The 16,435-nt window shown below is 64.7% G+C and carries 26 protein-coding genes and 1 pseudogene; 24 read left to right on the forward strand and 3 right to left on the reverse strand.

The features are described from left to right. Window positions 1-6: 6 nt before the first annotated feature. From IEY26_RS05850 to IEY26_RS05860, 3 genes are read left to right on the forward strand one after another with little or no spacing between them, the layout of a single operon-like run. Window positions 7-468, forward strand: a complete 462-nt coding sequence (locus IEY26_RS05850) for a hypothetical protein (protein WP_188976773.1) — start codon at window positions 7-9, stop codon at window positions 466-468. After that, on the forward strand, window positions 469-2,340 hold the full coding sequence (locus IEY26_RS05855) for a glycine-rich protein (protein ID WP_188976775.1): 1,872 nt from the start codon (window positions 469-471) through the stop codon (window positions 2,338-2,340). Beyond that, a complete protein-coding gene (locus IEY26_RS05860) occupies window positions 2,341-4,878 on the forward strand; it encodes a fibronectin type III domain-containing protein (RefSeq protein WP_188976777.1) in 2,538 nt (845 codons plus the stop codon). Between the two features lies 1 nt (window position 4,879). Here IEY26_RS05860 and IEY26_RS05865 read toward each other — a convergent pair whose 3' ends face one another. After that, window positions 4,880-5,347, reverse strand: a complete 468-nt coding sequence (locus IEY26_RS05865; protein ID WP_188976779.1) for an FxLYD domain-containing protein — start codon at window positions 5,345-5,347, stop codon at window positions 4,880-4,882. A gap of 62 nt (window positions 5,348-5,409) precedes the next feature. Then, a complete protein-coding gene (locus tag IEY26_RS05870; RefSeq protein ID WP_229773937.1) occupies window positions 5,410-5,679 on the reverse strand; it encodes a type IV toxin-antitoxin system AbiEi family antitoxin domain-containing protein in 270 nt (89 codons plus the stop codon). Between the two features lie 185 nt (window positions 5,680-5,864). Here IEY26_RS05870 and IEY26_RS05875 point away from each other — a divergent pair, with 185 nt between their 5' ends. The 14 genes from IEY26_RS05875 to IEY26_RS05940 all read left to right on the forward strand — a co-directional run bounded on the left by IEY26_RS05875 (window position 5,865) and on the right by IEY26_RS05940 (window position 13,271). Beyond that, the gene (locus IEY26_RS05875) at window positions 5,865-6,356 is read left to right on the forward strand and encodes a hypothetical protein (protein WP_188976781.1); all 492 of its coding nucleotides are present in this window, start codon (window positions 5,865-5,867) and stop codon (window positions 6,354-6,356) included. Further along, the gene (locus IEY26_RS05880; protein ID WP_188976783.1) at window positions 6,356-6,673 is read left to right on the forward strand and encodes a hypothetical protein; all 318 of its coding nucleotides are present in this window, start codon (window positions 6,356-6,358) and stop codon (window positions 6,671-6,673) included. The genes IEY26_RS05875 and IEY26_RS05880 overlap by 1 nt, the downstream gene beginning before the upstream one ends. Next, window positions 6,673-7,272, forward strand: a complete 600-nt coding sequence (locus tag IEY26_RS05885; protein ID WP_188976785.1) for a hypothetical protein — start codon at window positions 6,673-6,675, stop codon at window positions 7,270-7,272. The genes IEY26_RS05880 and IEY26_RS05885 overlap by 1 nt, the downstream gene beginning before the upstream one ends. Beyond that, window positions 7,265-7,612 (forward strand): hypothetical protein, encoded by a 348-nt coding sequence (locus IEY26_RS05890; RefSeq protein ID WP_188976787.1) that lies wholly within the window; start codon window positions 7,265-7,267, stop codon window positions 7,610-7,612. The genes IEY26_RS05885 and IEY26_RS05890 overlap by 8 nt, the downstream gene beginning before the upstream one ends. Then, the gene (locus IEY26_RS05895; RefSeq protein ID WP_188976789.1) at window positions 7,609-7,830 is read left to right on the forward strand and encodes a hypothetical protein; all 222 of its coding nucleotides are present in this window, start codon (window positions 7,609-7,611) and stop codon (window positions 7,828-7,830) included. Before IEY26_RS05890 ends, IEY26_RS05895 begins: the two co-directional genes overlap by 4 nt. Next, entirely contained in the window at window positions 7,820-8,746 is a 927-nt protein-coding gene (locus IEY26_RS05900; protein ID WP_188976791.1) for a DNA adenine methylase, read from the forward strand. The genes IEY26_RS05895 and IEY26_RS05900 overlap by 11 nt, the downstream gene beginning before the upstream one ends. Further along, a complete protein-coding gene (locus IEY26_RS05905) occupies window positions 8,739-9,575 on the forward strand; it encodes a DNA cytosine methyltransferase (protein ID WP_188976793.1) in 837 nt (278 codons plus the stop codon). The genes IEY26_RS05900 and IEY26_RS05905 overlap by 8 nt, the downstream gene beginning before the upstream one ends. After that, window positions 9,572-9,868: a hypothetical protein gene (locus IEY26_RS05910; RefSeq protein ID WP_188976795.1), complete on the forward strand. Its 297-nt coding sequence runs from the start codon at window positions 9,572-9,574 to the stop codon at window positions 9,866-9,868. The genes IEY26_RS05905 and IEY26_RS05910 overlap by 4 nt, the downstream gene beginning before the upstream one ends. Next, entirely contained in the window at window positions 9,865-10,083 is a 219-nt protein-coding gene (locus tag IEY26_RS05915; protein ID WP_188976797.1) for a hypothetical protein, read from the forward strand. Before IEY26_RS05910 ends, IEY26_RS05915 begins: the two co-directional genes overlap by 4 nt. Before the next feature lie 57 nt (window positions 10,084-10,140). Continuing rightward, a complete protein-coding gene (locus IEY26_RS05920; RefSeq protein ID WP_188976799.1) occupies window positions 10,141-11,184 on the forward strand; it encodes a Cdc6/Cdc18 family protein in 1,044 nt (347 codons plus the stop codon). Between the two features lie 92 nt (window positions 11,185-11,276). Beyond that, window positions 11,277-11,741, forward strand: coding sequence for a hypothetical protein (locus tag IEY26_RS05925; protein ID WP_188976801.1), 465 nt, complete (start codon window positions 11,277-11,279; stop codon window positions 11,739-11,741). Window positions 11,742-11,748: 7 nt separating this feature from the next. Further along, window positions 11,749-12,270: a sigma factor-like helix-turn-helix DNA-binding protein gene (locus IEY26_RS05930; protein ID WP_188976803.1), complete on the forward strand. Its 522-nt coding sequence runs from the start codon at window positions 11,749-11,751 to the stop codon at window positions 12,268-12,270. Between the two features lie 83 nt (window positions 12,271-12,353). Next, window positions 12,354-12,935 carry a hypothetical protein gene (locus IEY26_RS05935; RefSeq protein ID WP_188976805.1) on the forward strand — a complete coding sequence of 194 codons (582 nt, stop codon included), beginning with the start codon at window positions 12,354-12,356 and terminating at the stop codon, window positions 12,933-12,935. Between the two features lie 111 nt (window positions 12,936-13,046). Beyond that, entirely contained in the window at window positions 13,047-13,271 is a 225-nt protein-coding gene (locus IEY26_RS05940) for a hypothetical protein (RefSeq protein WP_188976807.1), read from the forward strand. A 5-nt stretch (window positions 13,272-13,276) separates the two neighbouring features. On the opposite strand, the gene IEY26_RS05945 is transcribed toward IEY26_RS05940, so the two are convergent. Next, window positions 13,277-13,534: a hypothetical protein gene (locus IEY26_RS05945; protein WP_188976809.1), complete on the reverse strand. Its 258-nt coding sequence runs from the start codon at window positions 13,532-13,534 to the stop codon at window positions 13,277-13,279. A gap of 111 nt (window positions 13,535-13,645) precedes the next feature. Here IEY26_RS05945 and IEY26_RS05950 point away from each other — a divergent pair, with 111 nt between their 5' ends. The 7 genes and pseudogenes from IEY26_RS05950 to IEY26_RS05975 all read left to right on the forward strand — a co-directional run bounded on the left by IEY26_RS05950 (window position 13,646) and on the right by IEY26_RS05975 (window position 16,300). Continuing rightward, entirely contained in the window at window positions 13,646-13,846 is a 201-nt protein-coding gene (locus IEY26_RS05950) for a hypothetical protein (protein WP_188976811.1), read from the forward strand. 58 nt (window positions 13,847-13,904) lie between these two features. Continuing rightward, window positions 13,905-14,252 (forward strand): annotated as a pseudogene (locus IEY26_RS05955) (PadR family transcriptional regulator); the annotation flags it as partial. Window positions 14,253-14,314: 62 nt separating this feature from the next. After that, complete coding sequence (locus IEY26_RS05960; protein ID WP_188976815.1) at window positions 14,315-14,536, forward strand: hypothetical protein; 222 nt, start codon at window positions 14,315-14,317, stop codon at window positions 14,534-14,536. Between the two features lie 319 nt (window positions 14,537-14,855). After that, on the forward strand, window positions 14,856-14,990 hold the full coding sequence (locus IEY26_RS17650) for a hypothetical protein (RefSeq protein ID WP_268239800.1): 135 nt from the start codon (window positions 14,856-14,858) through the stop codon (window positions 14,988-14,990). Then, window positions 14,983-15,138, forward strand: a complete 156-nt coding sequence (locus IEY26_RS05965) for a hypothetical protein (RefSeq protein WP_188976817.1) — start codon at window positions 14,983-14,985, stop codon at window positions 15,136-15,138. The genes IEY26_RS17650 and IEY26_RS05965 overlap by 8 nt, the downstream gene beginning before the upstream one ends. Beyond that, the gene (locus IEY26_RS05970; protein ID WP_188976819.1) at window positions 15,138-15,830 is read left to right on the forward strand and encodes a hypothetical protein; all 693 of its coding nucleotides are present in this window, start codon (window positions 15,138-15,140) and stop codon (window positions 15,828-15,830) included. The genes IEY26_RS05965 and IEY26_RS05970 overlap by 1 nt, the downstream gene beginning before the upstream one ends. Then, complete coding sequence (locus IEY26_RS05975; RefSeq protein WP_188976821.1) at window positions 15,830-16,300, forward strand: hypothetical protein; 471 nt, start codon at window positions 15,830-15,832, stop codon at window positions 16,298-16,300. Before IEY26_RS05970 ends, IEY26_RS05975 begins: the two co-directional genes overlap by 1 nt. The last annotated feature ends 135 nt before the right edge of the window (window positions 16,301-16,435 follow it).

Below are 16,435 nucleotides of genomic sequence, written 5' to 3' on the forward strand. Positions count from 1 at the left end.
CCAGATATGACAGACGCATCTTGGACAGTTGGTGGTATCGTAACGGACGGCCTCGTCGGGAGCACGCCCGTCGTCAGCCCCGGAGGGACGCGTTCGCTGACCTTCCACTTCCACGAGTTCCTCACAGACGCCGTCGACGACTACCGCGTTCGCTACCAGGACCTCCGCGAGTACATCGAGTGGACGGCGGGCGACCCGGTGCGGACGTGGGTGAGCGACGGCGGCGATCCGTCCTATCGCGAGCGCGTCCCGGCCGGCGCGAGCTTCGACACGTTCGTCGTCGCCGTTGACCCCGGCGCGGACGTCGAGGCCGAAGGGTTCTGGGGCGTGGTCACGGGCGGGTCGGATGACTCTCGGCCGCCCGCCAGCGAGCGTACGCTCTCACTGGATGTGTTTGTGCTCGCACCACTCGATGAGTACGCGGACGATGAGGCCGTTGAGACCGCGTTTAAGACGGAGGTGATGTAGATGGTTACAGACACCATCTCGTGGGACTCGTGGGGCCATTACACGTGGACAGTCCCGCAAGGCGTCTCGTCGATAGATGTCACTCTGGAAGGGGCAGCGGGTGGTTCTAATAGCGACGTCAGCGGTGGGGTGGGGGGACTTGTTAAAGCAACAGTGCCGGTATCTGGAGGAGATACAATCGAAGTCTACGTCGGTGGCGGCGGAGACAACCCGACGTACGACAATGATTACGATCATTGGGGGGGATGGAATGGTGGCGGAGACGGTGGGCAGTACGAGACATACGGAGTCGGCGGTGGGGGCGGTGGAGCAACAGATATCCGAATTAACGGAACATCGTTGTCCGACCGCGTCCTTGTCGCCGCCGGCGGCGGCGGCATCGCGACCGACAACTACAGCGTCGAACTCGCTGGTGGTGACGGTGGTGGCGATACCGGCGACGACGGGGAATACGCATCGTACAACAACCTGTTTGCAGGAGAAGGGGGCACACAGTCTGCCGGCGGGAAGGGCGGAGACAACGGCGGCGAAGCTGGGTCTCTGGGAGCTGGTGGCGACGGAGATAGCGACTCATACGACCCAAATAAATTGGGGGCTGGTGGCGGTGGTGGCGGCTACTACGGCGGCGGCGGCGGCGGCGCAAAAACCAACAAGGAGATCGGGGCGGGTGGCGGTGGGAGTAATTACGTTGCGGGCATCGCAACAAGCACTCGAAATAACCAAGGCGGTGCTCAACCGGACCCATCTGTCTCTTCTGTCGACGGATCCGCGTCGATTACGTATGAGGTCCCGCCGCCTGGAACTCCCCAAGATGTCTCGCAGACGGTCGTCGGCGACGGCACCATCGATGTGTCGTGGTCCGCGGGGTCAGGCGGCGTGGCCGACCACTACGAGCTCGCCAAGAGCGAAGACGGCGGATCATGGTCGCTCGTCGACGGGAACGTCGCCGGGACATCGACCGCGGTGTCTGTCTCCCCGGGAGTCGACACGTTCCGGTGGCGTGTGAGAGCGGTTAACGACTCCGGGTCGAGTTCGTGGGGGTACAGCGCAACTGTCTCGACGGATATCGACGGGCTCTCTGTGACGTCGGTTGGCGCGGGCTCAGTGAGTGTCTCGTGGAGTGACGACGCGCCGCAGAAGGACGGCGCAGCGGTCTACATCGCGGAATCCTCCGGATCGTCTACCGGTGACTACTCTCTTGACCAGACGACATCGGCGTCGGCGACGTCCGCGACCATCACGGGACTCGTGAACGGCCGGACCTACTACGTCCGAGTGGCCGCGCAGTACGATGGCGGCACCAACAGCCCGCTCAGTAACGAGGTGTCGGCGACGACGGATCTGCCCGCGCCGACTCTGGAGTCGCTCGATGCGAGCACCCCGCGGGAGATTACGCTCTCGATTGCGAAGAACGACAACAATCCGGAGGGCGTGCTGGAGATCTGGCGCGCGACCCAGTCCGGCGTCCGCAGTAACGGCGTGCACTTCACGGACGTCGACGACACCACGACGTCCTACACCGACACCGGACGCCTCGACGGCGTCACCTATCACTACATGATCACCCGGAATACCAACGACGCCTACACGGACTCCGGGGAGCTCTCCGCGACGACGATCCTCCCCGCACCCACCAATCTGTCCTACGCTGCCGTCGACGAGGATGGTGCAGACCTCTCGTGGACGAATAACGCGAATAACGGCAGCTATCGCGTCGACATCCGGCATAACGGTGGGTCGTGGACCACCGTCGCGAGTGGAATCCCTCGGAGCGACGAAGCCTACTCGCTGAGCGGGCTCCTGCACGGCGAGGAATACGACGCTCGCGTGCTCATCGAGACGTCGGATGCCGGACCTGTGGAGGACGTATAGATGCCTGTCACATTCACTACCCTACTACCGGACGCAGAGCAGCCGACGCTCGGGAACGGCGTCGAGGACGAGGTCGCCGTCGACTGGCCGGACACGATTAACAACGGCCGATACCGCGTCGAGATCCGGGAGACCGGGCAGTCCGCGTGGGACTCATCGGCGACCGGCTACGCGCAGCAGATCGTCAACGACTCGACGACGTCGACGACGTTCGGCGGCCGGGAAGACGGCGAGAAGTACGAAGTCCGCCTCCGAACCGAGAGTAACGATGCGGGCGCGGGAGCGTGGACGACGCCGACGAGTATCGTCACGAAGTTCCCGGGTGCGACGAACCCCCAGATCACGGACGTCGCCGAGCGCGAGCTCACCCTGGAGTGGACGGACAACTCCGACAACGAGGATGGCTTCAAGGTCTTCCTCCGCGAGGAGCTCGACCCGCGCTTCGACACCGGCTTCGGCGACTGGCAAGAACACGCGGTGGCGGACCCGAATCAGACGTCGATTACGCTCACGGGCCTGCAGCCGAACCACGACTACGAGGTCTACGTTCGCGCGTTCACGGAGGACGCGCAAGCAGACTCCGTCGTCGTCGACACTACGACGCTCGTCGAGCACCCCGACTGCTGGCAGCTCGAACTCCGGAAGGGCGGGGAGATCGTCACGCTCTCCGAGGACATCGGCGCGCCATCCATCTCCCGGGAGCCGACCGCGCTCGCGTCGTGGAGCCTCGACGTCCCAGAAGCGGACTGGATCAAGGAGTGGAAGCTCGCCGACGCCTACCTCTGGTTCAACGGGGCTCTCGTTCTCCAGGGCGAGTTCGAGCGCGACTCACGCCGGGGGTCGGATGTCGAGATGACGCTCCACGGCTCAGGCGTGCTCGCGAAACTCGACCGAGGCGGCAACCGACATACCGCGGACAGCATCGAGGGCTGGAAGAGCATCCAGCAGTACCTCAACTCTCTCGACCGCGTCAACCCGACCGTCCACCCGCCGACGTCCAGCGTCGTCGACGAAGGCCTCGTCGTGCAGGATGGCGCGGACCAGTCGAGTCTGTCGAGCATCTTCGACACGAGCGACGGCACGCTTCCCGCCGAGGTCTCGAACGGCGTCGTCACGCCCCTCCAGACGGCGTTCCACGTCGACGCGCGAAACGCCGGTGGCGTGCACACGCAGACGGACGCGGCGCTCGGCGGGAGTGGGGACTACGTCGACGGGTTTGCTGCGTACCTCGCAAATAGTGGTGACCACGTCGACGGGACGGCCGTCCTCGACCACACCATCCCGGAGAGTGCGGTCGGGCTGGCAGTCCGGCAAGCAGCGGACGATACGGCCGGGATGGAGTATACCGTGGATGGGAACGTTGTCGACACCATCCCACAGGGCGCAAGCGGGATCGCGTTTAACTGGACGGACGTCGCGACCGGCGCGTACTCGAACGGCTCCGGCTATACTGGCGGGGATCTCTCGGGGTCGGTCTCGATCTCGGTTGAGGCGACGTCGGTTGGGAGCGGCGAGGCGATGGCGGTTGACTGGATTGTTCTCTACGACAAGCGCTACTACGACATCGAGGACTTCCCGGAGGCGACGGACAGCAACCAGCAGCTTCCCGGGCCGGCGGAGTATCCGGCGGTCGACATCCCGACGACGGCGTTCTCGCAGTCCTACAATATCACCGTCGCACACGTTACGACCGATGCGTCGTCGACGGACGGGGCGTTCGCGCTCGCGGCGACGAACGACGGCGGCGACACGTGGGTATCGGCGTCGGGTAGTGCGTCGGCCGACCTCTCGTTCGACACGCTCGGCACGACCATCCAGGGACGCGTGACGCTCGGCCCGACCGGGACGAGTTCGTCGACGCCGACGCAGGGCGTGGACGCGCAGACGATCTCGTCGTGGGAGCTCGCCATCGACACGAACTCTATCGCGGTCTTCGACGACGAAGAGTACGTCGGGACGCCGTGGGAGAACCTGCAGCGGATGTGCTCGGACGCGGGGATGCTCGCGACCGCCGAGTACCGGGATGACGACCAGATCGACGTCGTCGTAATGGAGCCCGGCGCGGTCACGAAGACAGCCGACTGGGAGCGCCTCGACTATACGCGAGACAACGACTGGAGCAAGTACGCGAACGTCCTCTCAGCGTTCGGCGCGGAGCAGGAGGATGGAACCCGGCTGGAGGCGGCGGCGCGCTCGCAGTCCGAAGTCGACCAGTACGGCGAACGCGAGGGGAAGGCGCTCTTCAAGCCGGAGATCTCGAACGAGCAGCAGTTGAAGAATCTCGTGCGCGTCGAGCTGTCGAAGCTCATCGCGAAGCGCGACCCGAGCGCGTCGGTCGATATCGCCCCGCAGGCCATCGCGCCCGGCTACGCCTACGAGGTTCCGTGCCTCGACGGGGAGGAGGTCGTCCTCTGGCGTACCGAAGTCGACGACCGGTCGAGCGGCCGCGGGAGTCTGGAGTTCGGCGAGCCCGACGACCTCGCCGACGTCTTCCGGCAGATCCACGTCGACGTCCGCGACGTGAAGGACGTCGTTTGAGTCAGTATCCGGTCAATTCGTTCACCTTGAAGTACTCGACCGTCCCGGTATCTGAACCGAGATAGCCTGCCTTGAACCGCCATTTCGAGTTTGCTTCGAGACCACTGGTGTTGTCGAGGCCATCCCCGATTTTGATCTGCTCCTTGTCGTAGAAGTTAATCAGCACTTGGACGTACTCGTAATCTCTATCAGAGATGTTTTCGACGATTCCCTGTGCACCAATCTGATATTCGTCTTGGAACCAGTCGATAGACGTGATGACGAGGTTTCCGTCGGGACTAATGGCTCCGTACTCGGAGACCTTCTGCTGGGCTTCTGACTGTGCTGTAGTCGTCGTTGTGGTCGGCTCAGTCGTCTGTTCGGCTTCTCTGCTGGATTCTTTAGGGGATTCGGTGGAGTCTCCAGAGCAGCCCGCAAGAAGGCCTGTCGATGCGAGTCCGGTAGTGGCGAGGAACGTGCGCCGTCTCATACACGTTCATTCACGAGCAGCGTCATAAACGTAAGTGCAAACTCGAACCGCCTATACTCACTTTACTGTGCGCTCTCGCGTGGGTCGTCGACGAACTCGTAGAGGCCGCGGGAGATCTTGCGGACCCAGCCGGCGTCGGTGAGGCGGCGGAGCTGGTACTCGACGTTCCCCTTATCGAGTGAGGTGTGTTCGATGAGGTAGCGGGGGTTGGCTCTCCCCCAGGGGTCGTCGGTGTCGCGGCCGTCTTTGAGGGCGTCGAGGAGTTCGTCGGTGTCGTCGGTGGCGTCAAAGTCGGGGTTGACGTCGGCCATTATGCTTGGCTCGGCGCTCATGGAGCATAGTAGGTTGCGGTCTGCATTATAGTTTGCTACGCACACTGCAATACACTTTGCAATACAAAGCTATAAGGCGGTGCGGAGTGTACACTGAAATAGACCAACCTGGTACGCCGACGCCGCGAAGAAGTCGGCCCGGTGTGACAGCACCGGGCCAGGTGGTCATCCCAGCAAGGACAACCATGTCAACAGACACCCCCACCGCTGATAAAGGAAACGCCAAGCACCGAGTCACACAACCGCGCATCCTCCACCACACGCGCGACCACCGCCCGCTCCCGGAGAGCTGGCGGCAGCACGGCGGCCACGAAGACGTCGGCGAAGACGAGACCGCGTTCTACTGCACGCAGATCGCCGACGAGAGCACCATCAAGGAGCTCTGGATCACTCCCACCCAGCGGCAGACCGTCGAGCGTCACAAGGTCCAAGCGCGCTACGTCCGCCGGGACGGACGCGCTGTCGTCGTTCGCCAGTTCGACGCTGTCGAGACCGACGACGGAACGGTCCTCCCCGACTGCGTCGTCGAGGACGGCCCCGGAGCGTTCCCGGTCGTACTCGCCGTCGACGAAGACGACCCGCGCGAGCTCATCGACGAGATTACGCCGAGCCCGGTTGACATCCGCGTCCTCCAGACCGACTGGGGACTCCAGGTCACCGAGGAGGTCGATGCGTGATGGCGGCCGCTGGCGACAACGTCGGCCTCCACGTCGGCGACCACGTCCGCGACAAAGAGGACGACGACAGTGGCCGACTGCTCGTCGTCGGCATCTCCGCAAAGCGAGCCGGCGAACACCGCGTCGGCACGACCTCGAAGACCGTCGCCGAGTTCAATGAGGACTACCCGAGCGACGACCACGTCATCGAGGTCCAGTACGTCCAGCGAACCGACATGGACGTCTCCGACGGGACACGCTACTCGTTCCCTCGTTCGCGGCTGGAGGTCGTCGAGCGCATCCACGACATCGAGGGCGACGAGGAGGCGAGTGCGTGATGTCGCCACTCCGCGCCAGCTCGATGGCTGACGATCTCGTCCGCGAGGACCTCGGCCTCGAAGACTACGCGGCGCAGTACGCCACCGAGGAGCTCGGCCACAGCGACGAAGCCTACCAAGCACTCATCACCACCGCGAACCACCTCGGGACGGCGTCGTGGTGTCTCAACGAACAGGGACGAGGCGGCATGGCGGCACACGTTGACGACGGGCGGGACGCCGTCCTCGACCTCGCCGAAGACTACGGCCGCGAGCGAGCCATCGAATCCGTCCAGGGCGTCGACGTCCACGGCCACCGCGTCGACCTCCGTCACTCCATCAGGCGGGACTGCCCGAGCTGTAGCGAGAACATCGAGGCCTACCATATCGGGACCACCTCCCGCGGCGACATCGTCCTCGACGAGTGGGTGTGTGGACACTGCGGCGTCATCCTCCAGACAGGCGACGCGACCAAACGCCTCACCTCTTGGCGGCTAGACCGAGACACCGAGGTGTTCACTCGCGTCGATCACAACGGCGACGAGCGAGACAGCACGAACGCACACGCCAGCGCGGTGAACGAGATGCTCGCCGCGAACGAGGAGGGCGACGATGAGTAATGGACTCCGGTGGGGCGTCTGGGACGAAATCGACCGTGAGAACAAGCGCACCGGTCGCGACCTCTCCCCAGAGACGGTGGTCGTCCGCGTCGACGACGACCGTGCGAACTCGCGCTACACGATTCACGTCGAACACCCGAGCGAGCGAGGTGGAACGCGGTGCTTCCACCGGATCGAGCGCGCGACCGTGGTGTCCGGTGTGAAGAGTCGGCTTCGCGATCTCGACGGCGTCGAACGCATCGAAGTCATCGACGAGGCTGGCCTCCGACTCACCGAACGCGAGCTCCGCCCGAAGACCTGGATCGGCGTCACCGGCACCCCCGAGGTGGTCGTCGCATGAGTGACGACGTTCAGTTTGGGAGCGATACTGAACGCGAAGCGAATCGGTACTGGGCGGAGTGCGGGACGTGCGACCGCGTCCTCCTCTCGACCGACGGCACGACCGAGGGTTACGACCGGTGCGAGGACGCTCTCGCCGACCACATCGACGACGGGACGGCCTGTCACGGTGGCCGTGTCATGGCCGAGGGTCCCGGAGGTGAGTGGCGTGCACTCTGAGGACGATACCGAACGGTCGGGCCGGAAGCTCTCGGCGTTCCCGTACATCGGGAGCAAGACGTACCTCGCGCCGTGGGTCGTCGAGCACCTGCGCGACCACGAGACGTTCGTCGTGCCGTTCGGTGGCGCGGCAGGCGTGCTTCTGAACAAGCCGCGGAGTCACGCCGAGATCTTCAACGACCGCGACGAGTACGTGGCCGAGTTCTTCGACGTCGTCCGCACGGAGCCGGACGCGCTCGCGTCGGCGGTCGAGAACATCCCATATTCGCGTGGCCTCTACAACGAGTGGTCGCGACGGTTCCGCGACCCGGAGCGCGACCTCGCCGACGACCGCGTCGAGGAGGCCGCCCGCTGGGTGTTCCTCCGATACGCGAGTTTCAGCGGCCGGTACGGCCAGCGCGCCGGCTTCGCGACGGACACGCCGCGGAAGGGACCGCAGAAGTCGGAGATCTGGGCGCGCGTCCCCGACCGCATCCAGCTCGTCCGAGACCGATTCAAGGGCGTCGCGATAGAGTGCGGTGACTACTCGACGCTCTTCGAGCGCTACGACGGCCCGGACGTGCTCTTCTACTGCGACCCACCGTACGTTGAGGAGAAGTCGGGCTACTACCGCGGCCCGCTCTTCGACCACGCCGCGTTCGTCGAAGCGCTCGACGCCGTCGACGGTCATTGGGCGGTCTCGTACTCCGAGCCGCCCGCGGGACTCGCGGACCTCGCCACGGCAGTCGTCGAGCGCGACTACAGCCGGTCTGCATCGCTCGACAACAGCACTCGACCGGAACGTCTGTATTTCTCCTACGACCCGACGAATGCTCCACGGTTCGTGAACGCGTCGACGGCGCAGGCGACGCTCGCCCAGACCGACGGAGGTCGTTCAGTCTCTGCGGGCACCGAACGGGGTGGTTGCGATGAGTGAGTCACTCCTCGAATCGAGTCGCTTCATGGGGACGATGCCGTACGGGGACGCGAGCGAGATTGGCGAGCGAATCGGCTACGCGTCACCGCCAACCCACGTCTCCCTCTTCTCCGGGATGGGGGGCTTCGATTTAGGGTTCGATGGAGCGGGCTACAAAACGCTCGCTGCGGTCGAGCAAGACGAGGATGCCGCGGACACCTACCGCCGAAACCTGATCGAAGGCGACCACCTCGATCAGGATGAACCGCCGGTCCTTCTTGAGCGCGATATCCGGAAGATCGCGACGTGGGAGATCCTCGAAGCTGCCGGCGTCGGTGTCGGCGGACTCACGACGATCTCCGGTGGCCCGCCCTGCCAGGGTTTCTCGCATATTGGACAGCGCGAAGAAGACGACCCACGGAACGAACTCTACCGGGAGATGGTTCGAATCGTCGGGCAGGCGAAGCCGCTCACCTTCGTTATGGAGAACGTTTCGGGGCTGGCGACGATGAAGGGCGGGAAGGCTATCCGCGAGGTCTGTAACGCCTTCGCGGACGTCGGCTATCACCTCACCTGGGAGAAGGTCAACGCCGCAGACTACGGGGTCCCCCAGAAGCGGAAGCGCGTCCTACTCATGGGGAAGCGCGTGGACATCATGGGGATGCCCGAGGAGGGGAATCCACAGCTCCACATCGGAGCGAAGCCCGGCCGGGTCAACCATCCGGATTGGTTCCGGGAGCGCCACGATCTGAGGGCTCCCGATCAGGCGACGCTCGACGCGTTCGGGAACGACCCAGACACGCTCGACGACCTTCTTGAGACCGTTATCCAAGAGGGTGTGGACGCATGAGACAGGAGCTCGCGGAAGCCGTGCACGGGAAGCGGACGGTCGCGGCCGCCCGGGAGGCGATGGTCGCGGTCGAGATCGCGGAGGACCTCTGGAACGTCTACACGACGGACGAGGTCTACATGGTCGCAGTCGACCTCAGTGCGTGCACGTGTCCGGATGCGCAGTATCGTGCGCCCGACGAGGGCTGCAAGCACGTGCGGCGTGTCGAGATGCGACTCGGCGAGCGCGACGTCCCGGACGTCCGGCTCGACCCGACGCTCAAGTTCCACACGCAACAGGGGGGTTCAGCGTGAGTTCGTTCTCGGACCCGGACACTCGCTACCAGATCATCAAGAGTGAGACGCCGGTCTCCGTCGACGGCTTCGCGATGGGCGAGCCAACCGGCGAGGTCCGGTGCTGTGAGTGTGGGGCCAGCCATCTCAATATCGATGAGATCCCGCACGCCGAGGACTGCCCGCAGCGGTTTGTCCGGTCGGATTGGTGGCGGGCGCACGTTCTCGACGACTAGCTCGTTTTCCGGCATTCCACCCCCTCTTTTTATACCTCCTTCTCGTCAGTCGCCGTCATGATACTGCACCCGCAGGTCTTCACCGACGAGCACCTGCCGCGGGTGCTCGCCCACCGTGGCGGCCCGCTCGCCGCCCTCGAACAAGCGTGGCGGCCGACGCCTTACGGGCAGTCGCTTAAGGACGTCCTCATCTCCGGGCCGTCCGGAGTCGGGAAGACCGTGCTTGCGCGGTACGCGCTCACCGAGCTCGAAGACGCGCACGGCATCCCGTGGACGCACGTGAAGACGATGGGGGACACGACCGGTGACGTCCTCCGGAACGTCCTCGACGCCTATCCCGCCCGCGTCCAAATCCACGGGAACGAGCCCGTCGACGACCTTGTCTGGACGCTCCGCGACGTCGTCACCGACCCCTACGTCGTCATCCTCGACGAATCCGATGACCTCCCGGAGACGGACGTCCTCCAGGCGCTCGCGGGTGTCGCGGGCATCGCGACGGTCGCGATTGTCCATCATCCCGACGAGTGGCTGGCGCGGGTCGATCACTGGGAGGCCGCCGAGCACGTCGCCCTCGACCGCTACCACGTCGACGAGCTCGTAGATATCCTTCGGGAGCGCGCCGACCGCGGTTTGGAGCCGGGGGCCGTCGACGACCGCCAGTTAGAGAGTATCGCCGACGAGGTTGCCGGCGTCGCCCGCTACGGCATCCAGTCGCTTCTGGCGGCCGCGCGGCTCGCTGTCAACCGCGGTCACACGCGGATTCTCGGCGCGGACGTCCGGGATAGCTATGCGCTCGCTCGGGAGGAGATTCGAGCGAGCAATCTGGAGTCGCTTCCGTTCCATCATCAGGTTTTGTATGCGTTGATGTACGAGCTGGGCGACGCGTCTGCGGGCGATCTCCACGACTACTACGACGAGCGTGCACCGGCGTACTATGAGGGGCGGACGCTCGCGCCGATTAAGCGGCGGGAGCGTCGGAAGAAGCTCCAGAAGCTCATCGACTACGACCTCCTCGCTGGCGAGGGACAGGGTAAGGGCCGGTCGTATGCGCTCGTCGACGGCGAGGTCGAGCCGCTCGTCGAGCCCGTGGTTGAGGCGTGACGGTTCGGGGCTGCTACCAACCACACCAGCTACCACAAAACAACAGTAAACTATAAGTAGCTACCAGTATTACGTAGTAGTGTAGAAGGACGATGACGGCAACCACCCAACTCCAGACGGTCGCGACGAACATCGACGAACAGGCCCTCGGCGACGAACGCATCATCGACTTCGACATCGACGCGAACACCGACTACGAAATCCAGAGCTGCGTCATGGTCGACAACGACGACCGCGTCGTCGAGGCCGCCGTCCGCTTCGGTAAAGTCGAGGAGCGCGAGGACCTCGGCATCGGCAAGAGCCTCATCGGCCGCGCCTGGACGTTCATGGTCGAAGAGCAGACCACTCTCGACGTCGTCGAAGCCGACCTCTCCGACTTCAGCGCTATCGTCCCGCATCTCCGCGTCAACCGCGACAACGTCGAGGAGTACGGCCTTGAGACGCTCACGCTCGACGAGTTCGCCGACATCGTCGCGGCGCTCGCCGACCTCGTCGAGAACGTCCTCCGCGGGCACGGCCGCTCAGTCAACCCCCGCTTCGACGACTACCTCAACTAACCCCACAATGACTCAGAAATCCCGATTCGACCTCGCCGTCGAAACGTTCGTCGAGAGCAGTGACATGACAACCTCGGAAGCCGAAGTCTACATCTGCCGCTATCTGGAGGGGCTTACCGTCGCCGAGACGCAGGACCGCCTCGACAAGAGCGAGCAGACGGTCTACAACCAGGCGTCGAGAGCGAAAAAGAAGGCGCGGCTGCCCGAAGTCTCGAAGATCGAGACGCACGCCCGCGTCACGCCGATGGAGGATGAGGCGGTCATCATCTGGTTCGCGAATCAGGCAAAACTCCAATATCGCGTGCGCGAGCACGAAGACGGCGAAACGACGGTCTACGAGGAGACTGCGGCAGCCGACGACCCGCACACTATCGTCGAGTCGTTCGACGTCAGCATCGACGCCGACGAACTCCGGGAGACCGCGCTCGAATCGCTCGCGGAGTACATCAACGAGTACCAAGACGACCCGGAGGCGTGCCGTCGCGACTGTACGCACGTCTTTGAGGCGCTCACACTCTACGGCGCATGACGGACCGGGAGACCCTCCGCGAGCCGCCGTTTTCTTGCCGCGAGTGCGACAGCGAGTATAGTCGGCTCGGGCAGCACTGGCGGATGAGTGGCTGCGACCCCGTCCTCTCCGGCGAGCAGCGCGCGGTCGTCGAGGGGGTGGTGCTCGCTGGCGCGCACGTCTCGGATCGCGGCGGCCTCATCATCCAGACTGTCCGCCGCGACCTCGCCGAGTGGACGGTGGACGCGTTGGGGTGGCTCGCCGGCAGCCTCACCCGCGTCACCGACGACAACCCCATGCATCAGCCGATGTATCGGTTGGAGACGCCGACGCACTGGCAGCTGGAGCGCTACGAGGACTGGACCGGTGGCCGCGGCCCGCCCGTTGAGTACGAACTCTCCTCGCGAGCGGGTCGGGTCTGGTGGGCGCACGGCGGCCACCTGGAGTTCGCCGACGACGGCGCGTACCGCATCGGCCGCATCTCCGCCGAAGCCGACCCGAAGGCCGTATGGGTCGTGCGTCTCCTCGGCGACGTCGGCGTCGACGCGGACCGCTGGCACAATTACGTCCAACTGACGAGCGACGATCTCGACAACTGGCTCGCGTGGATCGGCGACCCAGTTCCCGGCGTCGAGCACAAGTGGGCGACGTCCCGCGAGGAATACGAGCGGCTGAGAAGTCCGTAGATTTTCCGGCATTACAGCCCCTACATAAGTTCTCGTGGGGCGTCAGACCGTGTTGCCGTGGCATCTCGAACACATAACTCGGCTGAAGCGCGACGGGTTACGCGCGTCACGATGGATATCGACCTCGACCGACTCGGCCTCGACGTTCGTCGCGAGCACCAGATCGTGGAGGCGGAGATCGTCCCGGGCGTCTGCATCAAACTCCATCTCCGCGGGCACACATGGACGCGATACTCGGATGGCGAGCGCGGGTGCCCGCCTGAGGAGCGACTGCAGCCCGACCCGCCGTGGCTCGACGAGGTCTTCGACGCCGTCGAGGAGTCGGAGGTCTGGTAGCCGTGTCACTCAGTGAGGTCGTGAAGGAGGTCTTCGGGGTCGGCGTCGACGTCGTAGCCCTGGCTGGAGAGATAGTCGTTGAGGAGTTCGGCGAGGAGGTCGTCGGCGTCGCTGCTGGTCTCGTGGCCTTCGACGTCGAGGAAGAGGTAGACGAGGTCGCGGAGGAGGTCCGCCATTTCTTGGTCTCGGGTGGCGGCTTCGACGCGGAAATTCCGTTTCTCGGCTTCTGTGACGCTCGTCTGAATCCTCTCGCTGCGCTTCATATATGCACAGATTGCACTGCACCACATATAGTTATGGTCAAGCGATACAACGCGGCGGAGCATCAGCGACCCAACGTTTATACTGATGCACTGCATCAGTGAGCGTGTAGGATGGCAGTCGACAACAAAATCACAGTTCGCGTCACCGACACCCACGACGGGAATATCGACGCGATAGCAGACGCGACAGGCCTCCGCCGCCCCGAAGTCATCCGGCGGCTACTCACGCTCGGCTGTGAGGATGTCGAGGCACTCGGCGTGGACGCCATCCTCCACGCCGACGACCCTGTCGAGATCGAGACCGAGCAGTAACCAGCCGACCACGACGCGGGCGTGACAGCGCCCCGGTCGGCCCTGCGGTCATCCCAGCATGACAGATGAAACCACCACGAAACGACAGCAGCACCGCCAGCTAACCGCCTTCCAGAAGAACATCCTCTACGTCCTCGCAGAGGAATCCCGCTACGGCCTCGCCATCAAGCGCGCGCTCGAAGACTACTACGGCGAGGAAGTCAACCACGGCCGCCTCTACCCGAACCTCGACGACCTCATCCAGAAGGGCTACGTCGAGAAACGCGAGCTCGACAAACGCACCAACGAGTACGGACTCACCGACGACGGCCTCGACGCCGTCATCGACGACCTCGCGTGGGCGCTCGACAAGTTCGTCACCGACGACGAGCGCCGCGCGACCGCGAGGAAGCTCCTCGACGAAACCATCGACGCGGAGCAGATGGTCGAGCAGTACCAGAAGGTCGCAACCGACGGAGGTGAGGAGTGATGGCGGACGAAGAGTACGACCCGACCATCCTACCCGACGGGGCGGAGATCCACTTCACTGACGACCGCGACGCACACGTCCCCGATCGGATCGAGTTCCTTCCCGGCGGGTTCGTCAAGGCGATCTACAAGCAGTCGTACAGCCTCGAGGTCTACCCGCCGCACGCTATCGAGGGCGTGTACACCCACACGAACCACCTCGAAGATGAGGGGTGGTGGTGATGACGGAGTTCATCGAGAAAACGATCCCCGGCTACCTCGTCTACGACTGGCGAGACGAAGACGTCCGCGCGCGGAAGACGAAGCCCGACGATATCGGGATGCACCAGCACGTCATCGACGTCTCCGCGACGTTCCGCGTCCCCAAAATCGACGCGTCGGAACTCGACATCGAAGTCGAAATCCCCGAACACCGGATGCAGACGCTCGCTACTCGGATATCCTCTCGGTCAGCGAGGACGAGCGTGAACCGTGGAAGGACCTCGCCGACGAAATCCTCGACGCCGAGATCGACACCGACGCGCTCGACGGCGAGGACGCGATGGATCTCCTCATCGGCCGCGTCCTCACGCAGGCCGACGGCTACCCCGACCCCGACGCCGTCCGGACGTACGCCGAGCGAATCGTCGCGGAACGACTCGCCGACGAGCGGCAGGGAGGTGTCGGCGATGAGTGAGTCGAAGCAGGAGACGAAGGAACGCGTCCGCGAAGCGATCCGGCAGGCGCTCGTCTCCGGGATGGACGCCGACGAAATCGAAGCGATCCTCGACGACGCCCGCGGCGACCTCGACCGCGTACGCAAGTTTGACCAGGGTGGTGCGTGATGCACGCTGCGCTCCTCCACATCCTCCACGGCGATCCGGATGTCACCGAGCTCCCGAACCGTCTCGGGAACGGACTCCCTGGCGCGACCGCGGGGCAGACACGCTACCTCGACGGCCGCACCATCAACTACGGTGTGCTCGCCGGCGAGATCACCGACGAGAAGGACGTCCCCGTCGTCGGCAGCGAGGACATCCACACCGAGCGCGACGAGGTTACTCGCCGCGTTAAGGCATCGTACCACGCCGACCTCGAAGCTGGTTGGGCTGGTGCGGACTCCAGCGACGGGACGCGCCTTCTTGCTGACTACCTCATCAGTAGCGCGGGCGTCATCCCCAAGGACTCCGAGATTCGACTCGACGAGTTCGTCGGCGATCTCACCGAATCAGCGCGCGTCAACGGTGTCGTCTACAGCCAGCCGATGGACGACGGCTACCCGGAGGACGCGGCCGGCTCCGCATGGCACGACGCCGTCGATACGGACGACATCCCCGCCGAAGGCGTGTCCGCGCTCGCGGTGACGTACAACTGGGATGGTCTCCTCGTGGATGCGATGCTCGCGAAGTCCGGCTACGTCGCGGTCTACTCGGACGCGTGGGCGACCGAAGCGTTCGCTCGCTGGGTCGCCGAAGAAGTCGAGCCATACCTCCAGTACGCGACAGACGACCAGCAGACCCTCGGAGGCGGTGAGTGATGGCAGCCTCGAAACAGTCCGACGGCGGGCGGCCACCGGTGTCGAAGCTCCTCAAGCACAACCACATCGTCGTGTGCGCGGCCAGTCGGAACGGAACGACCGCGCACCTCCGCGACCACAGCGACCCCGACCCGGACGCGGTACTCTGCAATCTGTCCATCGCCGACGCGACCCGGGCGCACGCAGGACGGACTGATCGCCCGCTCTGCAGTAACTGCGCTCGCGCGAAGGGGCTCGACGCGATGACGGGCCGCCCTATCGATATCGACCGGATGGACCTCGACGCCGTCCTGCTCTCGACGTCGCGCACGGGAGTCGTCCACCGCCTCCACCCAGACTCGACTCCAGAGGACCCGGAGGCCTACTGCAAGGGCGACCACGGCGCGGCCGCTTCATCCTGGCGCGTCAAGGCCCCCGAGCACACCATCTTCCACGACGACTGCCGGTTCTGCTTCGGGGGTCGGCCATGACGACGACCGATATCTCGACCCAGCTCCGGCAGGCGATGCCGGCCGCTGAGTGCGAGCACTGTGGAGCGCACATCATGTCGGGTCTCGGCATCGCGACGGCCCGCGGCTCGACGGACGGCCGCTACTGTGGGCGTC

It is taken from the genome of Halocalculus aciditolerans, assembly GCF_014647475.1.
Classification (GTDB): Archaea; Halobacteriota; Halobacteria; order Halobacteriales; family Halobacteriaceae; genus Halocalculus; species Halocalculus aciditolerans.

What these genes read in the sequence shown, in the direction of transcription:
- IEY26_RS05850 (WP_188976773.1), top strand. Translation starts at nt 7, where the DNA reads ATGACAGACGCATCTTGGACAGTTGGTGGTATCGTAACGGACGGCCTC.
- IEY26_RS05855 (WP_188976775.1), top strand. Translation starts at nt 469, where the DNA reads ATGGTTACAGACACCATCTCGTGGGACTCGTGGGGCCATTACACGTGG.
- IEY26_RS05860 (WP_188976777.1), top strand. Translation starts at nt 2,341, where the DNA reads ATGCCTGTCACATTCACTACCCTACTACCGGACGCAGAGCAGCCGACG.
- IEY26_RS05865 (WP_188976779.1), bottom strand. Translation starts at nt 5,347, where the DNA reads ATGAGACGGCGCACGTTCCTCGCCACTACCGGACTCGCATCGACAGGC.
- IEY26_RS05870 (WP_229773937.1), bottom strand. Translation starts at nt 5,679, where the DNA reads ATGAGCGCCGAGCCAAGCATAATGGCCGACGTCAACCCCGACTTTGAC.
- IEY26_RS05875 (WP_188976781.1), top strand. Translation starts at nt 5,865, where the DNA reads ATGTCAACAGACACCCCCACCGCTGATAAAGGAAACGCCAAGCACCGA.
- IEY26_RS05880 (WP_188976783.1), top strand. Translation starts at nt 6,356, where the DNA reads ATGGCGGCCGCTGGCGACAACGTCGGCCTCCACGTCGGCGACCACGTC.
- IEY26_RS05885 (WP_188976785.1), top strand. Translation starts at nt 6,673, where the DNA reads ATGTCGCCACTCCGCGCCAGCTCGATGGCTGACGATCTCGTCCGCGAG.
- IEY26_RS05890 (WP_188976787.1), top strand. Translation starts at nt 7,265, where the DNA reads ATGAGTAATGGACTCCGGTGGGGCGTCTGGGACGAAATCGACCGTGAG.
- IEY26_RS05895 (WP_188976789.1), top strand. Translation starts at nt 7,609, where the DNA reads ATGAGTGACGACGTTCAGTTTGGGAGCGATACTGAACGCGAAGCGAAT.
- IEY26_RS05905 (WP_188976793.1), top strand. Translation starts at nt 8,739, where the DNA reads ATGAGTGAGTCACTCCTCGAATCGAGTCGCTTCATGGGGACGATGCCG.
- IEY26_RS05910 (WP_188976795.1), top strand. Translation starts at nt 9,572, where the DNA reads ATGAGACAGGAGCTCGCGGAAGCCGTGCACGGGAAGCGGACGGTCGCG.
- IEY26_RS05920 (WP_188976799.1), top strand. Translation starts at nt 10,141, where the DNA reads ATGATACTGCACCCGCAGGTCTTCACCGACGAGCACCTGCCGCGGGTG.
- IEY26_RS05925 (WP_188976801.1), top strand. Translation starts at nt 11,277, where the DNA reads ATGACGGCAACCACCCAACTCCAGACGGTCGCGACGAACATCGACGAA.
- IEY26_RS05930 (WP_188976803.1), top strand. Translation starts at nt 11,749, where the DNA reads ATGACTCAGAAATCCCGATTCGACCTCGCCGTCGAAACGTTCGTCGAG.
- IEY26_RS05935 (WP_188976805.1), top strand. Translation starts at nt 12,354, where the DNA reads ATGAGTGGCTGCGACCCCGTCCTCTCCGGCGAGCAGCGCGCGGTCGTC.
- IEY26_RS05940 (WP_188976807.1), top strand. Translation starts at nt 13,047, where the DNA reads ATGGATATCGACCTCGACCGACTCGGCCTCGACGTTCGTCGCGAGCAC.
- IEY26_RS05945 (WP_188976809.1), bottom strand. Translation starts at nt 13,534, where the DNA reads ATGAAGCGCAGCGAGAGGATTCAGACGAGCGTCACAGAAGCCGAGAAA.
- IEY26_RS05950 (WP_188976811.1), top strand. Translation starts at nt 13,646, where the DNA reads ATGGCAGTCGACAACAAAATCACAGTTCGCGTCACCGACACCCACGAC.
- IEY26_RS05960 (WP_188976815.1), top strand. Translation starts at nt 14,315, where the DNA reads ATGGCGGACGAAGAGTACGACCCGACCATCCTACCCGACGGGGCGGAG.
- IEY26_RS17650 (WP_268239800.1), top strand. Translation starts at nt 14,856, where the DNA reads ATGGATCTCCTCATCGGCCGCGTCCTCACGCAGGCCGACGGCTACCCC.
- IEY26_RS05965 (WP_188976817.1), top strand. Translation starts at nt 14,983, where the DNA reads ATGAGTGAGTCGAAGCAGGAGACGAAGGAACGCGTCCGCGAAGCGATC.
- IEY26_RS05970 (WP_188976819.1), top strand. Translation starts at nt 15,138, where the DNA reads ATGCACGCTGCGCTCCTCCACATCCTCCACGGCGATCCGGATGTCACC.
- IEY26_RS05975 (WP_188976821.1), top strand. Translation starts at nt 15,830, where the DNA reads ATGGCAGCCTCGAAACAGTCCGACGGCGGGCGGCCACCGGTGTCGAAG.